Raw genomic sequence first — 18,195 nt, forward strand, 5'->3', positions numbered from 1 at the left:
GCCAGCACGTGGGAGGGGCTGCCGGCGCTGCAGGCCGAGCCGCTGCTCACCGCCAGCTGGCGGCGCAGGGCGCGGTGCAGGGCGGTGCCGTCCACGCCCGCCACGGTGACGTTGAGGTTGTGGGCCAGGCGGGGCGCCAGGGCGCCGTTGAGCTGGATGCCCCCCAGCGCCTGCAGCTCCGCCCAGAGCCGATCCCGCAGGGCGCCCAGCCGGGCGGCCCGCGGCTCCCGATCCGCCAGGGCCAGGGCCAGGGCCTCCGCCAGCCCCACGATCAGCGGCACCGGCAGGGGGCCGGCCCGCAGGCCGCCCTCCTGGCCGCCGCCGTGCTGCTGGGGCGCCAGCCGCACCCCCGGGGCGATCACCAGGGCACCGATGCCCTTGGGCCCGTAGAGCTTGTGGCCGCTGAGGCTGAGCAGGTCGATGCCGAGGGCGGCGGGTTGCAGGGGGATGTGGCCCACGGCCTGGGCGGCGTCGCAGTGGAAGCGGATGCCGCGGGCGCGGCAGAGGGCGCCGATGGCGGCCAGGGGCTGGAGCACGCCGATCTCGTTGTTGGCGGCCATCACGCTCACCAGCAGCGTGTCGGGTTGCAGGGCCGCCTCCAGCGCCGCCGGATCCACCAGGCCGTCGGCGCCCACGGCCAGCTCGGTGAGCCGGAAGCCGTGGCAGGCCAGGTAGCGCAGCGGATCGAGCACGGCCCGGTGCTCGGTGGCCAGGGTGAGCAGGTGCCGCCGCTGCCCGCCGGCGGTCAGCTCGGCTTCGGCCAGGCCCTTGAGGGCCAGGTTGTTGGCCTCGGTGGCGCCGCTGGTGAACACCACGGCCCAGTGCTGGCTGTCCATGCCCGCCGGGCCATCCCCCAGGGCCAGGCCCAGCCCCGCCGCGAGACGGCCGCGGGCCTGCTCCACCGCCGCGGCCGCCAGCAGGCCGGGCCGGTGCAGCCGGCTGGCGGGGTTGGCGAACTGGTCGTTCCACCAGGGCGCCATCGCCGCCAGCACCGCCGGGTCGCAGGGGGTGGTGGCCTGGTGGTCGAGGTAGGGGGGCCGGGCGGGGCTGGCCTCGGCTGGGGGGGGAGCCGGGTCGGGGTCGCTGGGGTCGGGCGGGGTCAGTGGTCTTGGCGGCGGCGGCCTGGGGCCCCATGCTGGCAAGGGCGCCGGCCCCGGCGTCGCCCTTGCCAGCCCGCCATGGCCCGCTCGCTTCCCCTCGCGCTTGCCGTTGCCCTGGCGGCTGCCCTGCCCCTGGCCGGCCGAGCGGCCCGCGCCGCCGACGGCGACATGGTGACGCCCACCGCGGCCCGCCCGAAGGGGTTGGTGGTGCTCGAGGAACGCCCCACGATGGCGGGCCCGGAGGTGACCGGGGTGTTTTCGGTGAGCCGCGACCCTGCGGACCCGGCGGTGCGCCAGATCAAGGTGTGGCTGGAGAAGCCCAACGACCTGCGGGTGCGCACCGAGACCCTGCGCTGCAGCCCGTCGGCGCCGATGCGGATCACCAGCAACGGCCGCCAGTTCATCCTGCGGGAGCTCAATCCCGGCGGGATCATCACCCCCGCCAACCGGCTCGACCACCAGATCTGGTGGGCCGCCTGCTTCCCCGAGCACGCCGGCAAGGATCCCGCCGGCCTGGGGGCCGTGGCCCGTCAGCTGGGCTTTTCGGGCCAGCGGCAGGAGCGGCAGGAGGTGCTGTCCGGAAACGCTCGATAGATTGCGGCCATCGCCCCTGCCGCCCGCGGGCCCATGAGCCTCGATCCCGATCTCCAGCCCGCAGCCGAGGCCCCGGAGGCGCCGCCGCCGGCCCCGCCGCGGCTGCTGCTGGTGGACGACGAGCCGGGCCTGCGCACCGCCGTGCAGGCCTACCTGGAGGACGAAGGCTTCGATGTGACCACGGCCGTGGACGGCGAGGACGGCTGGAGCAAGGCCCAGGAGCTGCTGCCCGATGTGGTGCTCAGCGACGTGATGATGCCGCGCCTCGATGGCTACGGGCTGCTCAAGCGCCTGCGGGCCGACGAGCGCCTGGGGGGCACGCCGGTGATCTTTCTCACCGCCAAGGGCATGACGGCCGACCGGATCGAGGGCTTCCATGCCGGCGTGGACGACTACATCCCCAAACCGTTCGATCCGGATGAGCTGGTGGCGCGGGTGCGCAATGTGGTGCGCCGCCAGGAGCGGCTGCTGGCGGAGGCCGCCCGCTACGCCGATGCCGACATCGGCCAGATGGCCAAGCAGATCACCGAGATCCGCTCGCTGCTCCAGGGCGGCGGCACCAGGAAGGCCGCCGGCCCCGTGCGGCACGACTTCACCCCCCGCGAGGCCTCGGTGCTGCAGCTGGTGGCGGAGGGACTGATGAACAAGGAGATCGCCCGGCGGCTGGAAACGTCGATCCGCAACGTGGAGAAGTACGTGAGCCGGCTGTTCACCAAGACCGGCACCGCCAGCCGCACCGAACTGGTGCGCTACGCCCTCGAACACGGCCTGGTGGAGTGAGCCTCGTTGCCTGAGCCTGGGCCGTTGCCGCCGCACTGGCTGCCGGCTGCACTGAACCAGGGCTGGATCTACCGCGACCGGGTGCGGCCCGCCGATCTGGCCGCCGCCCCAGGGGATGGCCCGCTGCTGGTGAGCGCCTTCTACGCGGCGCGCTATCGCCATTCGGATGCGTCGGTGTGGCGCGAGCGGCTGGCCGCCGGCGAGATCCGTCGGAACGGCCAGGAGCTCCTGGCCGATGGGGCCCTCGCAGCCGGCGAGGAGCTGGCCTGGCATCGGCCCCCCTGGCGGGAGGCGGCCGTACCGGCGTCCTGGCCGCTCCTGTTCGATGACGGCGACCTGCACGTGATCGACAAGCCGAGTGGCCTGCCGGTGCTGCCCGCCGGTGGCTACCTGGAGCACACGCTGCTGCGGCTGCTGGAGCGGCGCCACGGCGACGATCCCGCCGGCATCCCCCGCCCCGTGCACCGTCTGGGCCGCTTCACCAGCGGCCTGCTGGTGTGCGCCCGCCGGCCGGCGACGCGGGCCTGGCTCAGCGCCCGGCTGCGGGAGAGCACGGCGGCAGACCCCGATGGCGCTGGCCCGGCCGAGGCGCAACGCTGCCGCAAGATCTACCGCGCCCTGGTGGTGCCCGGGGTTCTGGCTCTGGCGGCGGGCGAATCCCTGCCGCTTGACACGCCGATCGGTCGCCGTGCCCACCCGCAGCTGGGCCAGATCTGGTGTGCCGCCGATGGCTCCGAGCCCGGCGATCGCCCTGCCCGCAGCAGCCTCACCCTGCTGGAACGCGGCGTCAGGGCGGATCTGGTGCAGGTGGCGATCGCCAGCGGCCGCCCGCACCAGATCCGCATCCACTGCGCGGCGGTGGGAGCTCCTCTCCTGGGGGATCCGCTCTATGGGCCCGGGGGCCTGGCCCGGGCGGCGGCCCTGCCCGGCGACGGCGGCTACCGGCTGCAGGCCTGGCGCCTGGAGCTGGAGCATCCCGGCGGTGGCCGGCTGGAGCTGGAGGTGCCGGAGGCGCTGGGGCTCTGAGGGCTGGAGCCGGGAACCCTGGGCAGGAACGGAGGAGCTTCATCCGTGCCCAGCGATCCGAAACCCCCCGGCCTGATCCAGCGCTACCGGGAGGAGTTGCAGGTGCGGCACTACGCCCGCCGCACGGTGAAGACCTACGAGCAGTGGCTCAGGCGGTTCCTGCGCTTTCACGGACGGCGTCATCCCAGGGAGATGGGCAGTGCTGAGGTGAACGCCTTTCTGAGTCATCTGGCGGTGGACCTGCAGGTGAGTGCCTCCACCCAGAACCAGGCCCTGGCGGCGCTGCTGTTTCTCTACCGCGAATTGCTGGAGCGGGATCTGGAGCTGGAGGGGGTGGTGCGGGCGCGGACCAGGCGGCGCCTGCCGGTGGTGCTGAGCGAGGCGGAGGTGCGCGCGGTGCGTGACCGGCTGGAGGGCGACGCGGCCCTGGTGGTGGGGCTGCTGTACGGCAGCGGGCTGCGGTTGATGGAGGCCCTGCGATTGCGGGTCAAGGACCTGGATTTCCAGCGGCAGGAACTCACCGTTCGCGACGGAAAGGGTGGCAAGGACCGCCTGACGCTGCTGCCCCAGAGCCTGGTGCCTGGACTTCAGCAGCATCTGCTTGAGGTGCGCGACGTGCACCGGGCCGATCTCGCAGCAGGCTGGGGCCGGGTTCTGATGCCCTACGCCCTGGCCAGGAAGTACCCGAATGCCGAGAGGGAATGGGCCTGGCAGTGGGTGTTTCCCCAGCAGAATCGCTGGGTTGACAGGGAATCCGGCACCCAGGGCCGCCACCACCTCGATCCGAGTGTGGTGCAGAAGGCCGTGAAGCGCGCCGTGACTGAGGCCGGCGTGACGAAAGCGGCCAGCTGCCACACCTTTCGCCATTCCTTTGCCACCCATCTCCTGGAACGCGGCCAGGACATCCGCACGATCCAGGAACTGCTGGGCCATCAGGACGTGAGCACCACCATGATCTATACCCACGTCCTCAACCGAGGTCCACTGGGGGTACGCAGTCCTGCCGATCTTGTGTAGCCTGGCGAACAGGCGCATATCGGACCCGTGAACCACTGCCGCGGCTCCTGGGACTGGGGCCGAAAACCTAGGCGGCACAGGACTTCTCGTTTCACCGCTGCTGGTTTCTTGCCGTGGTTATCGGAAGGGATCGGCCTTGTGACTGGTGGTTCACGGAACCAGCCAATGACAAGTTAGACTTATCAGCAGCAGATACCGCCATAAACCGTCTAGAACCATGCCAAGCGGGGACAGGCTTCTTTTAGAGAGAAAAAGCCCTAATGCCGAGGATTCTTTTCGACGCAGATCAAAGAATCTACCTCTACGATTAACCGGTCATATTTAACGGCTTTGGGTCGAGAAAGAGTGCTGCTGAGATAGTTTACTGTAGCTTCTAACTGCGTTTCAGTTATCTCCTTCTTTGTTATTTTCTTCATTTCTTTGTGGATGCTAGTGGCTTCAGAGAGGCTTCGGAATGCTGCCTCTCGCTCTTTTCTGAAGTCCTTGGGCCAGTCCTTTTCTTCTGATTGGAGATAGTAATACTGTGCCTCGGCAACAATCGAAGCCGCCCCAAAGATAATCGCCTTTCTCCCCTTGCCCTCATGCTGGAGTAGCCGACACATCGCCTTGTAGATCTTTGATCGTGCGAGAAGAATAAGGGCCTCATTCTGAATTTGGTTGGGGTAGCCCCTCGCGAGTAATTGATTGAGGAAGCCCCAAGCTTCGTCATATCTGCCAAGTTTCTGTAGATAGGAGGGCAGCCTTAGATATGTATCAATGCCATAGCTCACAGAAGAGCTCTCGATTTTCTTGTATGCCTCTTTTAAGACTAGAACGGCTGCTGGTACGTTCCCATCTCGGTTGAGTTCTGTCGCAACCTTGAGGGTTTCGCTGGCCTGCAGTGATTGTACGTAATCGATGATGTTGCCAGAATCTGTCCGAGTATCTATGATTGCACTCTGTGCAATCCTTTTCCCCTTATCGGAGCAAATCCAGGCAGCTCTATCAGTGTCATGAGGCTCGATCAAGCCTTCACTCATAAGTTGGCCAACGAATGTCACGACATTCCCACCAACTAAATGACGATAGTACTGAAGACCATCATAGTAATCGACCATCTCTCTGGATAGAGGGGTATCGAGAAACTTTTTTAGAAACTGTACCTGTCCTGCGCTCAGCCTTGGCTGCGGTTCGTTGGATTGTGTAGGGCTGGTGTCTTTGCCTGAGGCGAATAATCGAGGATCAAGGGGTGGGGGAGGTGGTGGCGGAATGCCCAGCAACGTTCGAGAAAGACTTCCGCTATATCGCCTGCATCGTGGGCATTCTGTTGCATGGCTGGGGAGTTCTTCCCCGCATTCGATGCAAATCATTGTTGCCTCCCACATGTTCTAGGATTACCTTGATTCTACTGATGCGTCAATAGCCTGATGACCTTCGGCTGGCTTCGGCCGGTTCTGACTCTTGGCTGTTTGTCCTTGGAAAGTTTTTTGGAGCCAGTTTTGCTTAGCGATCACGGTGGTGTGGACTGTGTTCAACCTGCTAGAGAAACACAAACAGGGTGAGAGACTTTTCGATATGATCAAGTTGTTTCGGATCAGGCGGGGTGGCCATGAAGCAAGTACACGATCCTTGACGGCACCTTGAATGCTGTTGTCAACTCCATCAAGTTCAACTATAGTCAGCACTATCCCAGATGGCACGAGTCCCGCAGATATAAAGCAAGAAAGTCTAACAATGCCATCCACCTGTGCCGGCTCCGAATGAATCTTTTACACCCCTCGGTCTATCTCCGGCCAGGTGATGGCACGCGTTATGCAGACATGAGCTACAGCACGAGCTCGCAAAAAAAGACTTGCACCATTAGGGGACATGTGCTAAGCCTTCTTACAGCCACCTTGTAAACAAACCGATGTCCAGGATTTTGTCTAAGAGAAAATGCAAGCCATCATCCAGCGCAAGCAATGGCATACCAGTCTGGCGAAACCTCTGCTTTTTTGTTTGCTCGTTGTCTTTACAGCTGGGCGGCATGGAAAGCTTTGCCCAGGTAAAGAACATCTACGGAAATAATGAAACCGCAAAGTGCTATTCTTACTCAAGCGCTGATATGATTCAATGGTGTCTTGATTCCTATGAAAAGCAGCTTCAACAAGTCCTGGAGCGACAGCAGCGTTGTATAGCAATTCTTCAGAAGGGCGGATCAACTCTGCCCTCTTACTGTAAGAACTAATCAAGAACGCATAGAATGTTTTTAGGCCACACTAGAGATCTTATTGTCATGCCAATCAGCAATTGCTTTGCACATGAAATCTCCTGATCAGTTCACTCAGATTGCGAATGAGATTGCTATCAACGTGAAAGGTGCGGCATCCGAATCAAAGCGTCTTAAGCTTCGCACGCTTCTTGCTAAGTTTGGATACGAAAAGCGATCAGACAGCAATACTGCAGAAATTACCAATGCTCTAAACGAAGCAGGTCTTGCAATCAATCCTCCTTTGGTGAGGTATGGCGACACTTGGGAAATCAGCACAGAAGACTGGATCTATCTGTCTACAATTAAAGAAAATTTCGAAAGTCCTACCCCCCTCATGTCATCTCCATCGAAAGACTGGAATGCAGATGGTTGGTTTGACAAAGTTACAAGCCTGGAACTCAGATCAGAAAGAGAAGTCGAAATCAAGTTTGCAGTCCCGCTACTTACAAGGCTCGGATACAATGATTGCGATAGATTTGATGGCATGCCTGTTCGAGCTGCTCTTGGTTCACGCGATACGACACTAGTAATTGATCATGCCGTTTTTAACTCTGCGCTCGATGCATTAAGCGCACAACCTCTTATGACGATTGAGGCAAAGCGTGATAGCTATCTTTCAAGATCCAAGCAGCTACAGCAAGCGCATCATCAAGCTAAAAGCTATTGCTTCTGGACCCAATGTGATTTCTTTATGGTAACCGATGGCCAAGTGATCCATGTATATCGCGTCGGCCGCGGGAAATTTGATAACATTGACCCACTCTTTGAAAGTACATGTCAAGATCTGAAACGGCGCTTTCTAGACCTGTATTCGCTTGTATCAAAGGAGTCTCTGTCGCGTCACTATTTAAACAAACTTTCGGCTACTGAAGAGGCGACATGATTCCTTCATGACTGCATAACAACAAGATTCAGCGGTCGGGTTTAAGATTCCTACTAGAAGCATAGATGCTCTACCCGCCGCTGATCTTGAGCGTTCGGCGGGCACTTGCTCAGTGCTCCCGGCAATCCCCCGATCAACGCGTTTCAGTCGTTCAGGCAAGAGCGAGGGTTCAATCCCAGGCTGGCTTCAACCTGCCTGTTGCCAGAGGCGCAGCAGTTCATCCAGCTGGGTCCGGTCGGGAGGGGGCAGGCGCCGTACCCGGTTCGCCGCCGGGCCGCCGCCCCGCCCATCCAGGCCACGGAAGCCGAGGGTCCTCAGCACCGCCTGAGCCTCCGCGCCAGCCAGGAAGTCCACGAAACGCTCGCCATCGGCCTGGCGCCCCATGGCCTCACCCCGCAGCACCGCCGCTGCCAGCACCATCTCGATCGTGGGGTCGGGCACCATCAGGCGGTAGCCCCCCGGCCAGCGCTGCTGCGCCTCGGCGATACGCATCAGCGCCGCGGCTTCGTAGACCATGGCGATGTCGCCATCGTTGCGGCCGCTGCTGATGAACTCCCGCAGCAGGATGTCGGTGGAGCGGGCAGGCCGGTAGACGGCCCGTTTCAGCACCGCCACCGACGCGGCCCCCGGCAGATCGCGGCTCCAGAGCGCCAGCGTCAGCTGGCCCGAATTGGAACGCAGCGGATCGGTGGTGCGTAGGTCGAAGCTGCCCCAGGCCTCAGGCCCCCCCAGGGCTGACCATTGGCCAGCTGCGGCGGCCTGTTTCAGGCGCGCCCAGGAGAAGCGGCCATCCGGGAACAGCCGCGCGCCGCGATCGGGCCACACCACCGCCACCAGCAGGGTGCGGGCGATCGGTTGGGGCTCCCGGCTGAAGGGAGCCGGCTCCCCTTGCGCCGCCAGAGCCGCCTGGAATGCCCTTAGCTGCTCCCGGTTGGAGGGGATCAGCACCCGGGCTCGATCGGGTTTGCCCTCCTGGTTCTGATTCACCATGTCCTGGGCGCCCTGCACCTGCCAGCGCAGGTCGATGCCGGGATGACGGCGCTCGAACAGCGGCTCGAGTTGCTGTAGCGGCTGCTCCAGTTCTGAACCCACCGCCACCAGAAGGGGCCGGCGCAGACCTGGCAATGGCGCTGACGCGAGCACAAGGGCCGCTGCGGCGATGCCGAGGGAGAGGGCTCGGCGGCGGGTGATCACGGACACCGCAGGGGGCCAGGCGGAGAGGACCGGCGACGGCAGGCAGCCGGCCAACGCACAATAGGAGTGACGCGAGGCCTTTCCCATGGCACGGCTGATCGCCGGCGCGCTGGCGCCACTTGCACTACTGCCGCTGCTGGCCAGCTGCGGCCAGCTGTCTGCAGCGAGCCTCGAGATCACGATGCTGGTGGGCAGTGCCTTGGGCGGGTTCTGCAAGGAAGCGGCCGCCACCATCGAGCGCGATCCGCCGCGCCTCCCCGATGGCACCCGCGTGCTGTTGCGCTGCCGCGCCAGCGGCAGCGGGGATGTCGTCAGCGAGATGGAGGGCCACGCCCGTGCCGTGCTGCAGGGGGGTGGCCGTGCGGATGATCCCGCGATCCCCACCCTGGTGTCTGTCGATGGCGAGATCTACCAGGAGCTGCTGCGCCATCGCCTGCAGGCCATTGCCCCCGGGCGTTCCCTGATTCCCCCCAGCGCCGATGCTCCTGCTCTGGCCACCAGCCCGATGGTGCTGATGACCACGCCGGCCCTGGTGAAGGGGCTGCAGAGACCCCAGCCTTTCCTGGCCCTAGCCCGTGCCGACACCCATCAGCAGCTCGATCCCACCGGGCCGCCGCAGCCGATCCGCTTCGTGCAAACCGCACCCACCCGCTCCAATTCAGGGCTGCAGACGCTGGTGGCCATGGTTGCTGAGGTGTCCGGCAAACGGCCCGAGCAGCTCACCCTTGCCGATGTGAAGGCCCATGCGGCAGCTGTGGCCGCTATCCAGAAGCATGTGACCCGCTACGGCAGCTCCACCGATGAGCTGGCGCGCACGATGCAGCGCAACGGCGTGTTCTGGGCCTCGGTGGCCTCGGTCTACGAATCGTCGGTGGTGGCAGCTAACGGCCGGCGCGAACCGGGGCAGGAGGCTCTGGTGGCCGTCTATCCCCGCGCCACCTACACGAGCACCATGCGGGCCATCCTGCCGACGGCGCCCTGGGTATCGGCTCAGGAGCGGCAGGCCGCCGCACTGTTGATCGAGCGGCTGCAGCAGCCGGCGATCCAGCGCATCGCCGCCGATCAGGGCCTGCGACCCGCCAATCCTGCGGTGCCGATGCGCCGGATCACCGCCGCCTATGGCGCTGATCCCCGGGCCGTGTACGACTCCCTGCGGGCTCCCAGCCCCGAGGTGGTGGAGGCGATCATCACCACCTGGCGCAACCAGGTGAAGAAGCCTTCGCGCGTAGCCCTGGTGGTGGACAGCTCAGGCTCGATGCAGGGGGACAAACTGCCCTCCGCCCAGCGCAGCCTGCAGGCCTATCTGGCTCAGACAGGCCCGCGCGATGTTCTCGGGCTGATCGATTTCGACAGCACCGTGCGCGAGCCGGTGGAGCTAAGCGGTGGTCCTGCCGATGCGGCGAAGGTGATGACCTTCGTGAGCGGCCTGAAGGCAGACGGTGGCACCCGGCTTTACGACGCCGTGGAAGCGGGGCGCAACTGGCTGCGCCGCACCCGCAAGCCCGGCGAGATCCTGGCCGTGGTGGTACTCACCGACGGCAACGACGCCGGCTCCAGGCTGTCGCTGGAGACCCTCGAAGCCGAACTGCGCCGCAGCGGTTTCGCCAGTGACGATCGCATCGGCGTGTTCACGATCGGCTACGGCAGCAGCGGCAACTACGACGCGGCTGCCCTGCGCAGGATCGCCGAGAGCAATGGCGGCGTCTTCGTGGAGGGCACGCCCGACAGCATCCTCAAGCGCATGGAACAACTGCAGCAGTCCTTCTGATGTCGCGCCTGCCATCCGCCTGGACCAATCCGCTCGATGATCCCCTGGCCGTAACGGTGGCCGGTCTGCTGCTGGTGCTGCTGGTGCGGCTCACTCCGCTCGGTCTGCCGCTGGCCCTGCTGGCTGGCGCGATCGCTGCGGCTGGTCTGGCGATGCTTCGCGCTCAGCACGCCCGTCGTGGGGAACGGCTGCGTGACCGACGCGTGCGCGAGAGCATCGAGGCGGCACTGCAGCGTGCCAACCAGCTGGCGCTCCAGAGCGATCTGGTGAGCGGCGAAGCGATGGCCCGCTTCCAGGCTCCAGACCATCTGGACGCTCTCGGCATGGTGCAGCTGTGCTGTGAGCGCCTGCGGCTGCTGCCGGAGCGCATCCTTCAGCGCCGGCCGCTGTTGGAATCCGGCGGGGGCATCCTGCTCTCAGCGGAGGATCTTGAGGCACGCCTCAGCCGCGCACGGGAGGAGCTGCGCCGGGAGACCTCGCCAACGCTGCGACGCGAGCGGCACCAGCTCGTGGACCAGCTGACCCGCAACCTGGATGCGGCCCGTTTCGGCATGGATACGCGCGAGGCCCGGCTGCTGGCGCTCTCCACCCGGCTGGAACGGATCGATGGCGGGCTGCGGCATCTGCAGCAGCAGGTGGATGCGCAGTGGCCCAGCAGCGAGGCCAGCGATGCCGCGGTGGCGGAGGCGATTGCCCCGCTCGATGAGGCCCTCGATCAGATCGACCGGCTGCTCGATGCAGGAGAGGATCGCTCGCGCTGATATCCGCTGCCGTGCGAGCCGACCGAGCGGCTGCGCCGTTCACGCATCCAGGCTTTCGCGCAGGGTGTCGCTGTCGGTGACGATCACGACCTTGCGCTCCTCCAGCCGAAAACAGGCATAGCCGGGGTCGTCACCCCGGGGCTCGCCATGGGTGATGCGCGGCTGGCCGGAGAGTGTCCAGCGCGCTTCGAACGGCAGGAAGGAGCCGTGGTGCCAGAGCATGCGCGCGCCGAAGGCCCGGCCCAAGGACAGCACGCACGCGGTGGGGCCCATGGCCGCGGGGGGCTCGACCTCCTCGGCCTCGAACCAGCGGGCATAGGCCCGCTGAAGCGCTTCCCCCTCCAGCGACGACCCGCGCAGCACCAGCATCGAGGCCTCGGGCACCACCCGGACTCCCTCGACGACGTGCAGCAGCAGGGCGTCGCAGAGCACCCCGAACCCATCCACCATCTCGGCCACCTCGAACCGGATGCTGCGGCGCGACTCCAGCCGGATTCCCGGCCCGCCCCATGGGAACGACACGCGGGCGATGTCGCTCCAGGGCATGGCCCGGCAGCGGCCGAAGCGCAGACGCTCGATGCCCGCCGCGTCGACCACGAAGCTCTCCGCCAGACAGGAGACCACCAGCGCCACGCCCAGCAGCACGAAGACCAGGAAGACAAGGGCCGCCTTCGGACCACCGCGTGCCGCCGGCGCCTGCCAGGCGAACCAGGCACAGGCGGAGAACAGCACGATGCACCCCAGGCCGAGCCCCACGGTCCAGAGCGGGTAGGCCAGCAGCGCTGGCTGCGGAGTGCCTTTGGTGCGGTACCGGCGGCGGGCCGCTGCCCGCGAGCTCCAGGCGTGCGCCATGAATGCATCCTATGCATTGCCTTTTGTAGCGACGCGGTGGCCACGATGAGAGGGTGCCACGGGGAGACCGGCGGTCTGCGCTGGGGCCGGAGCCATGGGGGGCGCTGGAATGCCTCCTGGCCGTTTGCTCAGCTCCGCGTCACTCCCGAGCAGATCACGATCCAGCTGAACGTGCTGGGTGTGGTGCGGAGAACCTTCACGGTCGCCGCCGGGGATCTGCGTCAGCTGGAGTTGCGACCAAGAGCCGGAGGTCTCTGGGGAGGCCTGGTGCTTCTGCACAGCGATCCGAGCCAACCCGCTGTGCTGATCTTCTGGACGTTCAAACCCCGGACGCTTCAAGGGGCGCTGAATCGCCTGGGGTACCGACCGATCGGTCCATGAGTGGCGGGTTCAACCGCTCCGGTCTCATTGATCCGAATCCAGCAGGGCCGTCCTGGCGCTCTCCCGGGCCTGGGCACCATGGCTGGGTGAGGTGATCACGGCCCGCAGGGCAGGCACGGCCGCGGGCGGGAGTGGCCGTATCCGCCCCAGTTCCCAGGCGGCGGCAGTCGCCAGCCAGGGCTCCCGCAGGGCCGAAACGATCGGGGGCAGACAGGTTGCGCAGCGGATCGCCGCCAGGGCCCCCAGGGCGGCTTCCGCCACCTGATCGCGGCACACTCCCTCACGGTTTTTGCGGTAGTCAGGCGAGCGGCGGTCGAGGGTGCGCAAGGCGGCTGCCACCTCCGCTTCCTGAAACACGTGCCGAGTGCGGTTGGGGTGTTGCCGCTCCAGACGTTCCACCACCGCCCGTCTCGCCAGGTCCTGGTCCAGGGCCAGCACGGCCTGTTGGCAGGCCGGGGCGCGCCCGGGCCGGTCGGCGATCCGCGCGTCCAGCACGGCGGTGATCAGCCCGGCCTGGCCGCTGGCCAACGGACCCAGCGCCTGCATGGCCTCCAGGGTGACCCGGGCATAGGCCGGCTGGGTGGCCAGAACCCTGGCGAGGGGCCCCAGAGCTCGCCCGTCGCCGATGCGCCCGAGGGCCTCGATCACCGCGCTCCTGACGGAGATGACGCCGACCCCCGTGTAGCCATGGCCGGTGTCGCGATCCTCGGGCCCGGAGTTGAGGGCCTGCAGCAGAGCCGGCACGGCGGAGCGGGCGGCCGGACCCAGCTGGCCGAGACACCGAGCCGCATCCGCACGGCTGATGAGGTCGTCATCGCCTTCCAGGAGCCAGGTGAACAGGCTGGCGGGAAACGCTGCGGGCCGGCGCAGACTGCAGCGGTCGCCCTCAGCGCGGAACTGGAACGGCCCTCCCTCGAGCTGCCGCACCAGCCCCTGCACCGAGAGACGTTCGGGCGTGCCCTGACACCCCACCAGAGCGATCAGCAAGGCCGGAACGGCCAGCCATGGCCGTAAACCGATCCCTGCGCTGCCCATGGTGACCTCCGGTGCTGGGCGTCCTGTGGAGCACCACAATGCCCATGCTGCCGAGCCTGCCGATGCCTCGCACCCCCGCAGCCCGGACTTGCCCGTTGCCGTTGCTGGCGCCGGCACTGCTGCTGGCGGTGGGCTGCGCCACCCTGGCGGGCTGTAGCACCCGCCAGTCCGACGAGCTGGCCCTGCGGCGGGAGTTCGCCCTGCCCTGGGGCGCCAGCGTGGTGCGCTACGCCGCCTCGCCGGCGGAGCCGGGCTGGTTTGGCCGTGAGGGGCTCAAGATCACGATGGTGTTTCGGCTGAGCCCGGTCGATGCCGCAACCTTCAGGAGCAGCGCCCTGCGTTCAGGCCGCTGGCGGCCGCTGCCGATCCCTGTTGCCGAACTCCGGCACCTGGCGGGCATTCGCACGGCGATCGCATCGCGGACCCACGCGGCGCAGCACACGGGCAACCCGCTGGAGCCGGCAGGTAGCACCCACAACCCCAGCGCCGGGCAGATGCTGGAGCGCTTCCAGGCCTCGCTGCCGCCGCTGCCACGGGCCGGGCTCTATCAGATCCGAACCGCCGGCGACAACATCATGGGAGCACCCAAGCGGATCATCAGCCCCCTGCGGAACGACGTGAACGACTTCATGCTCGCCGTGCTTGATCCGGCGGAGCGCACCCTCACGATCCGCGTCAGCAGCAACTACTGAGTAGGCAGGCTGTGGCCGTCAGGCTCTGTCAGCCTCCTGCTCAGGCGATCGCCGCGAAGCAGTCGCGGAAGGCCGCGATCGTGGTGTCGATGTCCTCGTCGGAGTGGGCCAGGGAGGTGAAGCCCGCCTCGTAGGCGCTGGGGGCCAGGTCGACACCGCGCTCAAGCATGGCCCGGTGCAATTGGCCGAAACGCACCGTGTCGGCCGCCTTGGCCTCCTCGAAGTTGCGCACCGGCCCCTCGCAGAGGAAGAAGCCGAACATGGCGCTGATCGAGCCGCCGGTGATCGGCAGGCCGACGCTGCGGGCGGCCTCCTGGTGCCGTTGCTCAGGCGCTTGGTGATGCTGTCCAGGCGCTCGTAGGTGCCGGGCTGCTTGAGCAGCTGCAGCGTCTTGATGCCGGCGGTCATCGCCAGTGGGTTGCCGCGGAGGGTTCCTGCCTGCTACATCGGCCCGGCGGGGGCCACCATCGCCATGATGTCGGCCCGGCCGCCGTAGGCGCCCACCGGCAGACCGCCGCCGATCACCTTGCCCATCGTGGTGAGATCGGGGGTGATGCCGAACTTGGCCTGGGCGCCGCGGTGGCTGATGCGGAAGCCGGTCATCACCTCGTCAAACACCAGGAGAGCGCCGTTGTCCTTGGTGAGCTCGCGGATCCCATCTTTGGCCTGCAATCCGCGGAAGTCGGTTGTGCCCTCTTGCGTTGGCACACAGCATCGTGCCTGCCGGTGTTGCAGCGGAAGCAGAGGGCCTGCAGGTTGCTGAGGTAATCCGAGCCGCCCTGGTTCCTCGTCACGATGGGGTCCATCTCCAGGGCCCGATGGTGCCCGCGGACGCCGCGAATGTCCGACCGCGGGCATGGTTCAGCACCCGGACCTTCCCCGAGCCGCTGATCGGCCGGCGTAGGTGGCGGCTGCGGTGCGCGAAGCCGCAGGCTTCTGCGTGAGCAAACAACCCATCTCCTCGCCGCGGTGCATTCGGAAGGCATCGAGTCGCTGGTGGCACAGCTGCGGCAGCTCTTCGCGTAGTGGCTCCGCCACGCTGGCCTTCGGCCAGGTAACGGCGTCGCTCAGCTCTACTGCTGCGCAGAAGCCTTCGGCTACGCCGCCCACCAGACCGTAGGCGCCCTGGTCGTAGCGGGTGATGCCGTTGACGGTGAACCTTGCCCACCATCCGCTTGACGCATCCCGGTGGTGTAGTGATCTGGGTCACGTCCTCTCCCAGGATCCGGCGGGCTAAGTCCTGCGCTGGGATTCCTTCTGGCGTGGGCGCTTGTCGGCTGCAGTAACCCGGATCAGGGTGTGGCTGTGCCGCCCCAGTCTCTTTGCCCAGACAGGGACAGCAAGCATCCCGCCCACCACTGTCAAACTGGGTCCATTGGAGAGCGCCATGCAGGAAATCCTTTTCTTGGTCGAGCAAGCGGAGGATGGCTCCTTTCGGGCCAGTGCCGCCGCTGCCACCATCCACACCGAGGCCGACACGCTGGAGGATCTCCACCGGGAGATACGTGACGCCGTCGTCTGCCCTTCGATCCGGGCCAGGCGCCGTACCCACGTCTAAGAGCAGGCCTGTCAGAGTCACCCCCGCCGCTGGAGTCGAACCACCCGCTGTTGGCCTCAGCCGGAGGTGGTCTGAATCGATCCACCATCTCCGGAAAACACCATCCATCCGACTACGTTGGTGAGATGGCCGCCTGATCCGAGGCAGGGGCGTCGTCTTTCCTGGCAGTTACCGCTCCGCCACCCCAAGCTCCATACCTGCCACTTAAGGGCAATGTTATGCCGATGAATACATCACCTCAATACCATGATCCGTGATTTCTGAATACTGAGCTGAGCCAAATTTGCGCAAATGACGTATATTTGCGATTGCCACCCTCGGCATGTGCGTATAAGTTGTAACTGCATTCATTCATTCATTCATTCATTCTGGTCTTAAGTGCGTGAACATCCCCAATCCCATCCCAACACTGCGTCAAAGACTTCTCAATATTGAGAGTCTTTTGCGTGAGCTTAGCGACACTAGGGATCTTCGGTTGTATGACGAGACTCGAAAGGCTCAATTGGCCCATTCCAATCCATTAAATGCGTTCGGCAAAAAGTGTTTTTCACAAACTGACGAAGATGGAATAACCATCGAGATTCTTCGCAGAATTGGTTGCCTTGATAACGGTACCTATGCAGAGTATGGAGTTGGTGATGGTACAGAAAATAATACCTTGATACTGGCTGCTCTGGGGTGGCGAGGTTTTTGGGTAGGTGGCGAGACTCTCCGGCCTGATATTAACGATGGGCGAGGAAGCAATTTTCAGTATGCAAAAGAATGGATTACGCTGGATAACATTCATGATATTTCGAGCCAATGTCTTCAAAGACTTGAACGAAAGACAATTGATGTGATTTCCCTGGATTTAGACGGAAATGATATACACTTCATGCGTTCACTATTGAAAGTCGGTCACCGTCCCAAGCTGCTTATAGTGGAGTATAATGCAAAATTCCCGCCTCCCGTCGAGTTTGAGATTGCCTATGACCCCAAGCACGTGTGGCAAGGTGACGACTATTTTGGCGCATCGCTTACAAGCTTCGTAAAAGAATTTCATAAGTTTGACTATCAACTGGTCTGCTGCAATAGCCATACAGGATCTAACGCCTTCTTTGTGGATTCTGCATACGCTAACTATTTCAAAGACGTTCCGCCTGACCTTGACAGTATTTATGTGGGTCCAAGATATGCTCTGTACACAAAGTTCGGACATCCTGCCTCCATTGACACCATTGAAAGAATCTTTGATTTACTCTAGTCTGGGTCTATCCCGAGCATGCGCAACATTGTCTCTAGCTGAGTCGCATCCATGCATTCATTGTATTTTGCTTTCGCTGCCAGCGGTCAGGTGATGGCAGCGTTAGGCGGACAAGAAGCGACTTAGGTCAATCACACGATGACGAATACGCCGGTCACCTACCATCTCTTCACGAGGGCTGATGCAGAAGAGCTGTCGCGACTACTTGGTGAGGTGTTCGCGCATCGAGATCCACCGGCTGTGGCGGTCGGGCTCACCGCCTCAGAGTTTCAAACTTTCGTCCGACTCTACGGTCCGAAGGCAGACGCCGAGGGGCTAACCGTGGTCGCGCGATCGGCGGCGACGGGAGAGATGATTGGTGCGCTGCTTGCCGAAGATTCGGCAAGCGCCCCGCCCGACGGCTTCGATCAATTGAGCTCGAAGTTCAATCCCATCTTTGACATCCTGGGACAGCTCGACACCGAGTATTTCGCCGCTCGACCGAGACGCCTTGGAGAATCGCTGCATCTCTTCCTCTTGGGCGTGGCGCAGGGGTTTGCGGGCCATGGCATCGCTCAACAGCTCGTGGCCGAATCCCTGGCGTGCGGTGGACGCAAGGGCTACCGAATGGCAGTGACCGAAGCGACGAACAAGACCTCGCAGCACGTATTCCGAAAGCTGGGGTTCTTCGAGCGGGTACGGCGGTCTTACTGCGATCATCTCTTCGAGGGCCAGGCCCATTTCGTTTCGATCACGGACCAGGGCGGGCCGATGCTCATGAACCGGGAGATCACTCCATGACAAGCTCCCATTCACGGCCGCCGAACAACAGCATGCAGCGGATGGTGCTGCGCGCAGCCACTGATGCTGAGCGTTCGACGATGCCGAGCACAGTCTACAATTCTCTTCAGTCAGCTATCTGAGCTGTGAACCCAGAATATCAGGCAGCGCAGTGTGCCTCCAAAAGCACCGAAAGAAAGAGGGTTGTGATTATCGGGTTAGACCCAGGGCTGATTCAAAGTCTTAACTCGAGCTTGGTTCTGGCTTTCTCATCGCCATCGCCAGTAGCGCCGTGATGTCGTGAGTTACGGCTTGCATGCCG

General features: G+C 64.3%; 16 protein-coding genes and 1 pseudogene. 10 read left to right on the forward strand and 7 right to left on the reverse strand.

What is annotated here, in order from left to right; genetic code table 11:
• Positions 1–980: cysteine desulfurase family protein (locus CJZ98_RS15075; RefSeq protein ID WP_232756516.1), on the reverse strand; the 980-nt coding region annotated here is incomplete at its 3' end.
• 198 nt (positions 981–1,178) lie between these two features.
• Between CJZ98_RS15075 and CJZ98_RS15080 the strand changes: the two genes are divergently transcribed.
• From CJZ98_RS15080 to CJZ98_RS15095, 4 genes are read left to right on the forward strand one after another with little or no spacing between them, the layout of a single operon-like run.
• Complete coding sequence (locus CJZ98_RS15080; protein WP_094591950.1) at positions 1,179–1,694, forward strand: hypothetical protein; 516 nt, start codon at positions 1,179–1,181, stop codon at positions 1,692–1,694.
• Positions 1,695–1,727: 33 nt separating this feature from the next.
• A complete protein-coding gene (locus CJZ98_RS15085; protein WP_094591951.1) occupies positions 1,728–2,474 on the forward strand; it encodes a response regulator transcription factor in 747 nt (248 codons plus the stop codon).
• 24 nt (positions 2,475–2,498) lie between these two features.
• On the forward strand, positions 2,499–3,500 hold the full coding sequence (locus CJZ98_RS15090) for an RluA family pseudouridine synthase (RefSeq protein WP_232756515.1): 1,002 nt from the start codon (positions 2,499–2,501) through the stop codon (positions 3,498–3,500).
• Positions 3,501–3,545: 45 nt separating this feature from the next.
• Positions 3,546–4,517, forward strand: coding sequence for an integron integrase (locus CJZ98_RS15095; RefSeq protein ID WP_157911021.1), 972 nt, complete (start codon positions 3,546–3,548; stop codon positions 4,515–4,517).
• Between the two features lie 257 nt (positions 4,518–4,774).
• Here CJZ98_RS15095 and CJZ98_RS18475 read toward each other — a convergent pair whose 3' ends face one another.
• Positions 4,775–5,614, reverse strand: coding sequence for a hypothetical protein (locus CJZ98_RS18475; protein ID WP_198537859.1), 840 nt, complete (start codon positions 5,612–5,614; stop codon positions 4,775–4,777).
• 1,182 nt (positions 5,615–6,796) lie between these two features.
• Here CJZ98_RS18475 and CJZ98_RS15100 point away from each other — a divergent pair.
• Positions 6,797–7,630 carry a type I restriction enzyme HsdR N-terminal domain-containing protein gene (locus tag CJZ98_RS15100; RefSeq protein ID WP_094591953.1) on the forward strand — a complete coding sequence of 278 codons (834 nt, stop codon included), beginning with the start codon at positions 6,797–6,799 and terminating at the stop codon, positions 7,628–7,630.
• Positions 7,631–7,816: 186 nt separating this feature from the next.
• On the opposite strand, the gene CJZ98_RS15105 is transcribed toward CJZ98_RS15100, so the two are convergent.
• Positions 7,817–8,830: a substrate-binding domain-containing protein gene (locus CJZ98_RS15105; RefSeq protein ID WP_157911023.1), complete on the reverse strand. Its 1,014-nt coding sequence runs from the start codon at positions 8,828–8,830 to the stop codon at positions 7,817–7,819.
• A 79-nt stretch (positions 8,831–8,909) separates the two neighbouring features.
• Here CJZ98_RS15105 and CJZ98_RS15110 point away from each other — a divergent pair, with 79 nt between their 5' ends.
• Both CJZ98_RS15110 and CJZ98_RS15115 read left to right on the forward strand, forming a co-directional pair.
• Positions 8,910–10,592, forward strand: coding sequence for a VWA domain-containing protein (locus CJZ98_RS15110; protein WP_094591954.1), 1,683 nt, complete (start codon positions 8,910–8,912; stop codon positions 10,590–10,592).
• Positions 10,592–11,353: a hypothetical protein gene (locus CJZ98_RS15115; RefSeq protein ID WP_094591955.1), complete on the forward strand. Its 762-nt coding sequence runs from the start codon at positions 10,592–10,594 to the stop codon at positions 11,351–11,353. The genes CJZ98_RS15110 and CJZ98_RS15115 overlap by 1 nt, the downstream gene beginning before the upstream one ends.
• Positions 11,354–11,392: 39 nt before the next feature.
• Here CJZ98_RS15115 and CJZ98_RS15120 read toward each other — a convergent pair whose 3' ends face one another.
• Both CJZ98_RS15120 and CJZ98_RS15125 read right to left on the reverse strand, forming a co-directional pair.
• The gene (locus CJZ98_RS15120) at positions 11,393–12,205 is read right to left on the reverse strand and encodes a PH domain-containing protein (protein WP_094591956.1); all 813 of its coding nucleotides are present in this window, start codon (positions 12,203–12,205) and stop codon (positions 11,393–11,395) included.
• A gap of 405 nt (positions 12,206–12,610) precedes the next feature.
• A complete protein-coding gene (locus tag CJZ98_RS15125; protein WP_094591957.1) occupies positions 12,611–13,573 on the reverse strand; it encodes a HEAT repeat domain-containing protein in 963 nt (320 codons plus the stop codon).
• Positions 13,574–13,683: 110 nt separating this feature from the next.
• On the opposite strand from CJZ98_RS15125, the gene CJZ98_RS15130 reads away from it, so the two are divergent.
• Positions 13,684–14,313, forward strand: a complete 630-nt coding sequence (locus tag CJZ98_RS15130) for a hypothetical protein (protein WP_157911024.1) — start codon at positions 13,684–13,686, stop codon at positions 14,311–14,313.
• A 40-nt stretch (positions 14,314–14,353) separates the two neighbouring features.
• On the opposite strand, the pseudogene CJZ98_RS15135 reads toward CJZ98_RS15130, so the two are convergent.
• Both CJZ98_RS15135 and CJZ98_RS19575 read right to left on the reverse strand, forming a co-directional pair.
• A pseudogene (locus tag CJZ98_RS15135) lies at positions 14,354–14,973 on the reverse strand (aminotransferase class III-fold pyridoxal phosphate-dependent enzyme); the annotation flags it as partial.
• Complete coding sequence (locus tag CJZ98_RS19575) at positions 14,916–15,299, reverse strand: HNH endonuclease (RefSeq protein ID WP_094591959.1); 384 nt, start codon at positions 15,297–15,299, stop codon at positions 14,916–14,918. The pseudogene CJZ98_RS15135 and the gene CJZ98_RS19575, both read right to left, overlap by 58 nt.
• A 954-nt stretch (positions 15,300–16,253) precedes the next feature.
• Here CJZ98_RS19575 and CJZ98_RS15150 point away from each other — a divergent pair.
• Together CJZ98_RS15150 and CJZ98_RS15155 are read left to right on the forward strand one after the other, a co-directional pair.
• Entirely contained in the window at positions 16,254–17,114 is an 861-nt protein-coding gene (locus tag CJZ98_RS15150) for a hypothetical protein (protein WP_198537862.1), read from the forward strand.
• Between the two features lie 138 nt (positions 17,115–17,252).
• Entirely contained in the window at positions 17,253–17,894 is a 642-nt protein-coding gene (locus CJZ98_RS15155; protein WP_157911026.1) for a GNAT family N-acetyltransferase, read from the forward strand.
• Positions 17,895–18,195 lie beyond the last annotated feature (301 nt).

Source organism: Vulcanococcus limneticus LL (genome assembly GCF_002252705.1).
GTDB classification, from domain to species: domain Bacteria; phylum Cyanobacteriota; class Cyanobacteriia; order PCC-6307; family Cyanobiaceae; genus Vulcanococcus; species Vulcanococcus limneticus.